This window comes from Actinomadura roseirufa, from assembly GCF_900659635.1.
Lineage (GTDB): Bacteria > Actinomycetota > Actinomycetes > Streptosporangiales > Streptosporangiaceae > Spirillospora > Spirillospora roseirufa.
The window spans coordinates 1-7141 of record NZ_CAACVB010000342.1; the positions used below are offsets into that span (position 1 = coordinate 1).

The following is a 7141-nucleotide window of genomic DNA, read 5'->3' on the forward strand; positions in this document are numbered from 1 at the left end:
CTTGTAGACGTACTGCTCGTCGCGGGTGTCGATGAGGATCCGATCCCCGAGCCGCAGTTCGCCGAGCCGGTTGAACGGGGCGGAGTACGTCGTGCCGGCGGCCGGCGCGCCGCGTCCGCTCGTCCTGCCGGGGCTGGTGACCTGCGCGGCGGGCCGGGCGGACGAGCCCGGCCTCCTCGACCGGGCCTGGGCCGTGGTGCTGGAGCCGGTGTTCGCCGTCCTCGGCGCAGGGGACGGCCACGCGAGCCTCGCGGGGGACGCCGGTGTCCGGCGGGTGGTGCTGGTGCCCTGCGGGGAACTCGCGCACGCGCCATGGCGGGACGCGCGCGTCCCCCGCCGGGCGGTCCTGTCCGTCGCCGCCACCGGACGCGGGCTGGCGGGCGCGCCGTGACCTTCCCGCCGAGCGCTCTCCAGCGCCTCGGCGCCATTCACTGGAATGATCTCCGTGTCCTTCTTCCAGTCGATTATGAATTTCACTGGAAAGCTGATGGTTGCGATTGAATGACTTCCATGATTAACGTCAAAAAAGGGTGAAGAAAGCTACTGTGCGCCGTTAGGATGTCGTCCGACGGGGCGACACGGAAAGGCGTGATCGGGGGCGCTCGTGCGGGACGGGGACGACGGGGCGTTCGATCCCGAGGACCCGCGGCGGTTCATCGGGCCGCGGGTCACCCGCATGAGATATCCGATCTTTCCGGCGGTGCCGCCACCGGATATCGGCTCCCTCGCCGCCGGGCTCGACGCGCTCGGCGCCCGGGGCGGACGGGTCCACCGGCTGATCCGGCGCGCCCGCGCCCCGCGCCTCCGGCGGGCGCGGTTCGCGATCCGCCGGTTCCGGCCCCCCGCCCTGCTGGACGACCGGCCGCCCCGGCACGAGCCGAAGCGCGGTGGCCGCTAGGACCGAACGAAAGGACGCGGTGCATGTCAGAGCAGCCGCTCCACGACGACGCCGAGCGGGGACGACGCCGGTCGCTGCTGATCTGGCTCTCGGGGGCCGATCCCGACGTCCTCGAGCACGCGGCCACCGACCGCGCGAAGTACCAGGGGATGGGCGGCGCGGTGCTGACCACGGCGACCCTCGCGGCGCTGTCGATGTTCTTCGCGATGCGCATGGCGATGCGGGCCCACCCCGTGGTGGCGCTGCTCATCGCCGCCGTCTGGTTCCTGGCGATCCTCAACCTCGATCGCTGGCTGATGGTCTCGCTGCAGCGCAGCCCCCGGCTGCTCGGCGTGCTCCGGTCGGCGGCGCCGCGGATCGTGCTGGCCCTGCTGTTCGGTGCCGTGATCTCCACGCCGCTGACCCTGCAGATCTTCCGTCCGGAGGTCGAGGACGAGATCACCAGGCTCCGGATCGAGCAGAGCGACCGGACCCAGCTGACGATCCAGAGCGGGGAGGTCGGCAAGAAGATCCAGGCGCTGGAGAAACGGGAGGCGGCGCTGCTGGAGACCGTCCGCAGCGGCGGCGCGATCGTCAACGTCGAGGCCGACGGGCAGATCGTCGCGATGCGGGCCCGGCTGGAGCCGCTCAAGACCGAGCGCGACCAGTGGGCCGACAAGGCGACCTGTGAGCTGACCGGTGACAAGTGCACGGGGACCAGCCACAAGTCGGGTCCCGGTCCCCGGTACCAGAACTACCTCGCCAAGCAGCGCCGGGCCGAGGGGGAGATCAGCAAGATCAACGGCCAGATCGCCCAGCGCGAGACGGAGATGCGCAAGGACGCGCAGACCAGCCGCGCCCGGACGCTCGACGAGGCCAACCGGGACCTGAAGCCGGTGCAGCAGCAACTCGGGCGGCTGCGCGACCTGCAGAAGGACGAGCAGAGCCAGTCCGAGAAGACCAACGCCAAGAACACCGGCCTGCTGATCCGGATCCGGGCCCTGGACAAGGCCGCGGACGGCGACGCCACCCTGTGGTGGGCGCGCGCGATGCTCTTCCTGCTCATCACCGCGCTGGAGTGCCTGCCGGTGTTCGTCAAGGTGATGGCGATGCTCGGCAGGCCCGGCGTCTACGAGCGGGTCCTCGCCGAGTTCGAGCGGGAGGGCGTCGAGCTGGGCCGGCAGGCCGCCCGCAACCGCCGTGCCATGGCGATGCAGCGCAACGCCGCCGAGCTGTCCTACAGCAACGTCCTGCGCGACGAGCGGGAGCGGGGGCTGCGGGAGGTCGCGGAGCGGATCGCGGGCGTCGAGCGGGAGATCGCCGAGAAGATGCTCGACGAGTGGCGGCGGCGGGAGCTGGACGACATCCAGAACCGCCTGGACCTCGGAGCGGGCCAGGCGGCCGGGCGTCCCCTCCCGCCCGGCGGCCTCCCGGCGGACGGGCGGCCGGAGTCCGAGCGGCACGCCCATCCGCTGCCCGCGGCGTACCCGGAGCTCCCGCCGCGGCGCCGGAGCCTGAAGGCGCTGCTGAGCTGGAGGTCGTCGTGACGGGCGCCCTGCCGCACTTCGATGGGCCGCACCCCGATGGGCCGCACCCCGATGGGCCGCGCCCCGGTGGGCCGGACGTGCGGGACCTCAACGTGGCGGAGGTCTGCCCCGCGACCCGCGCCCTCGGGCCGGGGCTGCGCGCGGTGGCCTGGGTGCAGGGCTGCCCGTTCCGCTGCCGGGGCTGCATCGCGCCGGACTGGATCCCCGACCGGCCCGCGCGGCGGATGACCCCGGCGGAGCTCGCCGCCGAACTGCTGCGCGACCCGGCGGTGACCGGGCTGACGTTCTCCGGCGGGGAGCCGATGGAGCAGGCGGCGGGACTCGCCGCGACCGTCCGCGCCGCGCGCCGCGTCCGGGACCTCACGCTGATCTGCTTCACCGGGCACCGGCTGGAGCGGCTCGCGGGCCGTCCCGGCGTCGCCGCGCTGCTCGCCGAGACGGACGTGCTGATCGACGGCCGGTACGTGGCCGCCCGCGACGACGGCCGGGGCCTGCGGGGCAGCGCGAACCAGCGCGTCCACCACCTCACCGGGCGGCTCCGCGGGCACGACCTGGAGGCCGGTCCGCGCCGCGCGGAGATCCGGCTGTCCGGTGCCTCGGCGCTGCTGGTCGGCGTGCCGCCCGCCGCGGCGGTCGCCGCGTGGAACACCATCGGAGAGGACGGGCGATGAGCGGCGCGAAGCGCATCAGCGTGGACGAGCGGGAGTGGAACCAGGCGCGGAAGGCGGCCCGGCGGCTCCGGCAGGTGCAGCGGGACCTGCCGGGCATGCTGGAGGGCGTCCGGCGGCAGAACCAGGCCGACATCGACCGGGCCGTCGGCGCGGTGGCGCGCCGGCAGGACCGGATGGACGGCGCGCTGCGCGGCCTCAGCCGCTACACCCGGGACCTGGAGGAGCGCACCAGCCGGCGGCTGCGCGAGCAGGCCGAGGGCCTGGCGGAGCTGGGCGAGGAGACCCGGGAGCGGGCGCGCAGGCTGCGGGCGGAGATCACGGCGGAGCGCGCCGACCGCGAGCGCGAGATCCAGCGCCTCGACGAGCGGGTCACCGACCTCAAGGCGGGCCGGGACGAGGCGTCCGCGCGGGCGCGGGCCACCTTCGAGGACGCGCGGATCATGCACCGCGCCGTCCTGGACCTGCCGCACGAGCGGTTCGCCCCCGGCCGCCTGGACCGGCTCGCGCACCGTCTCGCCGACGTCGGCGAGACGCTGCGCGTCCAGGAGGGCGCCTACTCGCTCGGCCGCGTCCAGGACATCTACCTCGACCTGAGCGACCTGCGCACCGAGGTGCAGCTCGCCGAGCAGGAGTGGCGGCTGGCGCAGGCCGAGGCGCTCGGCGCGCTGCGAGGCATCGCGGCGCGCGCGCAGGCGCGGGAGGAGGTCACGGTGATGGACGCTGACGGCACGCCGCTCGCGGGCGCGCACGTCGACGTCGACTTCTGGACCGACGGCGGGCTGCGCGCCCTGCGCGCGGAGATCGCCGAGCGGACCCGGACGGCCGGCGACCCGGACTCGCCGCTGACCGTGGCGGAGCTGCGCGCCGTCGTCCGCGAGCAGGCCCCCGGGTTCGAGGAGCGGCTGGACGGCCTGGTGGAGCGGGCGGGGGGCCGCTTCTACGCCTCCCAGCAGCGGGCCAACACCGCCGACCGTGTCATCGGCGCGCTGGAGGTGCAGGGGTACGCGCTGGTGGAGGAGACCTACGCGGGCGAGGACTTCCGGGAGGCGCACTACAGCAAGGTGCGCCACCTGGGCGACGACAACGAGATCGTCGTCGAGATCGCGCCGGAGGGTGACACGGGGATGGCGATCCGGCTGCTGTCCTACGACGACGACCGGTCGGAGACCAGGCGCGTGCAACGCGCCGACGACATGCTCGCCGTGCTGCGCCGGGACGGTGTTCCGGTGGGCCGGCCCACCGACCTCGGTGTGGAGCCCGCGCCTGAGGACCGCGACTTCGGGCGCCTCCGCGCGCGGCGGGCGGACGGCGGCGCCGGGGCCGGCGCGGAACGGACGCGGACCGCGCCGGCGGGCCGGGACGGGGGGTGAGATGACCGGGGTCGTCGCCGCGAGACTCGGGCCCCTGAGCGCGACCGCCCGGGAGGGCGAGCCGGTCCTGATCCTGTACGGGCCGGGCACCCGGGACGCCTTCGTCGACGGGGCCTGCCGGCGGGCGGATCTCGCGCAGGCGCTGCACGACGCGCTCGCGTGCGCCGGGTTCGAGCGGGTCGTGTTCTTCTCGCTGGAGACGATGCTCACCGTCCGGGACGCGGGCTCGCGGCTGGGCGCGAGGAGCATGGCCGCGAGCGGGGCCGTGAGCGGGGGCGGGGCCGGGGGCGGGGGCGGTGCGGACCCGGCGGAGCGGCGGCCGAACCGGATCGCCGGGCCGATGGGCGCCGTGCGGCTCGCCCCGTCCGGGCCGACCGGCGCGGCGGCGGCCGGGCCCGCGCCGGGCGCGGCGATGTCCGACGACGCGGCGCAGCGCATGATCGTGTCGCTGATGTCGCGGCACGACGTCCGGACGGCCGTCGTCCTGGAGAAGATGGAGCTGATCGACGGCTTCCTCGCCTCGCACCGGGAGCTGGCGGTGTGGCTGAACTCCTGGCTGGACGGCCGGTCCCGGGGCGGGAACACCTGCGTGCTGGTGTTCAACCAGGGCACCCTGACCGACGTCGAGCGGTTCACCGACGACTGCCGGACGCTGCCCGGGCTGGCCGACGCCGTCGCCGCCGAGCGGCGCCGTCCCGGCACGCCCGGGTTCCTCCGCGCGCCGGAGGAGGACGAGCTGGCGATGCTCGTGCACCGGGCGCGGATCGGCGCCGGGCTCGCCGTCGAGGACTTCGCCGGGCTCCGCCGGACGGTCCGGATGATGGTCCGCGAGCAGCTCCCGCTGACGGTGTGGGAGGGCCGCCTGGAGTACCTGCGCGGGCTGGGCCGGCCGTTCGGCGTGCCGAGCCTGCGCGAGCAGGGCTGGCTGACCGGCCCGGACCTGCCGGAGGGCGACGTCTGGAAACGGCTGGCCGCGCTCCAGGGCATGGACGCGGTGCGCGAGCACCTGGAGGGGCTGCGCTGGCTGCCTCCGCGGGGCCGGGAGCCCGCCGCCCGGCACATGGTGTTCACCGGGAACCCCGGCACCGGCAAGACGACGGTGGCGCGGCTGGCCGGCGAGGTGTTCCTGGAGCTCGGCCTGCTGCGGCGCGGGCACGTGGTCGAGGCGAGCGCCGCCGACCTGGTGTCCCAGCACGTGGGGGAGACGCCGCTGAAGACCGGCCGGCTCGTCGACTCGGCGATGGACGGGGTGCTGTTCATCGACGAGGCGTACATGCTCAGCGAGCAGAGCGACGGCTTCGGCAAGGAGGCGATCGACACGCTGCTGACCCGGCTGGAGAACGACCGTGACCGGCTCGTCGTCATCGTCGCCGGGTACCCCGCCGAGATGCGGGACTTCCTGCGCGCCAACCCCGGGCTGCGCAGCCGCTTCCCCGAGGCGAACGTGCTGGAGTTCCCCGACTACGACCCGGCGACGCTGACCGCCATCGCCCGCGCCCGGCTGGACGAGCTGGGGCTGGCCCGCGGCCCCGGGTTCGACGCGGCGCTGGAGGCGTCGGTGGAGGAGCTGCACCGGCGCCGGGACCGCGGGTTCGGCAACGCCCGCGCGATGCGGGAGCTGGTCGAGGACACCAGCGGCCGGTGGGCGCGGCGGGTGAAGGACGAGCGGCACCTCCCGCTCGACGTGACGGACCTGCCCGGCGGCGGGCCCGGCCTGGCCGCGCCGCCGGAAGCGGACGTGCTGCTCGGCCCGCTCGACGCCATGACCGGCCTCGGGTCGGTCAAGGCGGAGGTCCGCAAGCTGGTGCTGCGCATCCAGCACGCGCGCCGCCGCCGCCGGAACCGGATCGTCGCGCCGCATCTGCTGTTCCTCGGGCCGCCAGGCACGGGCAAGACGACGGTCGCGCGGGAGGTCGGGCGGATCCTGGCCGCGCTCGGGCTGCTGCGGCGCGGGCACGTCGTCGAGGTCGGCCGCGCGGACCTCGTCGGCCGGTACCAGGGGCACACGGCGGTGAAGACCAAGGAGCGGATCGAGGAGGCGATGGACGGGGTGCTGTTCATCGACGAGGCGTACAGCCTCGCGCGCTCCGGGGACGGCAGGGACGACTTCGGGCAGGAGGCCGTCGACACGCTGACGCAGGAGATGGAGAACGGGCGCGGCCGCGTCGTGGTCATCGCCGCGGGCTACACGGCCGAGATGGAGCGGTTCCTGGACGCCAATACCGGGCTCGCGTCGCGGTTCGGCGCGCGCGTCGCGTTCCCGCCGTACTCCCTGGAGGAGCTGCTGGAGATCCTGGCGGGAATGGCGGCGGCCGAGGGGTACGCGCTCGACGACGGCGCCGTGCGGCGGGCCGCCGCGCTGCTGGACCGGGCGCGCCGCGCGCCCGACTTCGGGAACGCGCGCGGCGTCCGCACCCTGCTGGAGGAGATGGACGCGGGCATCGCCGCGCGCACCCATCTCGACCCGGCCGCCGACCCCGACCTGCTCCGCGCCGAGGACGTGCCCGATGAGCTCGGGTAACGGGGGCTGCCCCGTCTGCGCGGCGTCCACCGCCGGCGCGGACCGGTGCGCGGACTGCGGGTGGACGCTGCGCACGCCGTGGACGGCCGGGCCGGGCGACCGGGCCGGGTTCGACGCCGCGCTCGACGCGGCGCTGCTCGCCCACGACCTGCGGG

6 protein-coding genes are annotated in these 7141 nt (G+C 75.2%); all 6 read left to right on the top strand.

What is annotated here, in order from left to right; genetic code table 11:
- The first annotated feature begins 91 nt into the window (after positions 1–91).
- Positions 92–391 (top strand): hypothetical protein, encoded by a 300-nt coding sequence (locus E1291_RS42715; protein ID WP_165495479.1) that lies wholly within the window; start codon positions 92–94, stop codon positions 389–391.
- 309 nt (positions 392–700) lie between these two features.
- A complete protein-coding gene (locus E1291_RS37205) occupies positions 701–898 on the top strand; it encodes a hypothetical protein (RefSeq protein WP_131742745.1) in 198 nt (65 codons plus the stop codon).
- 23 nt (positions 899–921) lie between these two features.
- Positions 922–2424 (top strand): DUF4407 domain-containing protein, encoded by a 1503-nt coding sequence (locus tag E1291_RS37210; protein ID WP_131742746.1) that lies wholly within the window; start codon positions 922–924, stop codon positions 2422–2424.
- Positions 2421–3095 (top strand): 4Fe-4S single cluster domain-containing protein, encoded by a 675-nt coding sequence (locus E1291_RS37215; protein WP_207401142.1) that lies wholly within the window; start codon positions 2421–2423, stop codon positions 3093–3095. The genes E1291_RS37210 and E1291_RS37215 overlap by 4 nt, the downstream gene beginning before the upstream one ends.
- Positions 3092–4465, top strand: a complete 1374-nt coding sequence (locus tag E1291_RS37220; protein WP_131742747.1) for a coiled-coil domain-containing protein — start codon at positions 3092–3094, stop codon at positions 4463–4465. The genes E1291_RS37215 and E1291_RS37220 overlap by 4 nt, the downstream gene beginning before the upstream one ends.
- Before the next feature lies 1 nt (position 4466).
- Positions 4467–6986 (top strand): AAA family ATPase, encoded by a 2520-nt coding sequence (locus E1291_RS37225; RefSeq protein WP_165495480.1) that lies wholly within the window; start codon positions 4467–4469, stop codon positions 6984–6986.
- Positions 6987–7141 lie beyond the last annotated feature (155 nt).

Excerpts from the sequence above, each read along its gene's own strand:
- E1291_RS37210 (WP_131742746.1), top strand. The coding sequence starts at position 922 with ATGTCAGAGCAGCCGCTCCACGACGACGCCGAGCGGGGACGACGCCGG.
- E1291_RS37220 (WP_131742747.1), top strand. The coding sequence starts at position 3,092 with ATGAGCGGCGCGAAGCGCATCAGCGTGGACGAGCGGGAGTGGAACCAG.
- E1291_RS37225 (WP_165495480.1), top strand. The coding sequence starts at position 4,467 with ATGACCGGGGTCGTCGCCGCGAGACTCGGGCCCCTGAGCGCGACCGCC.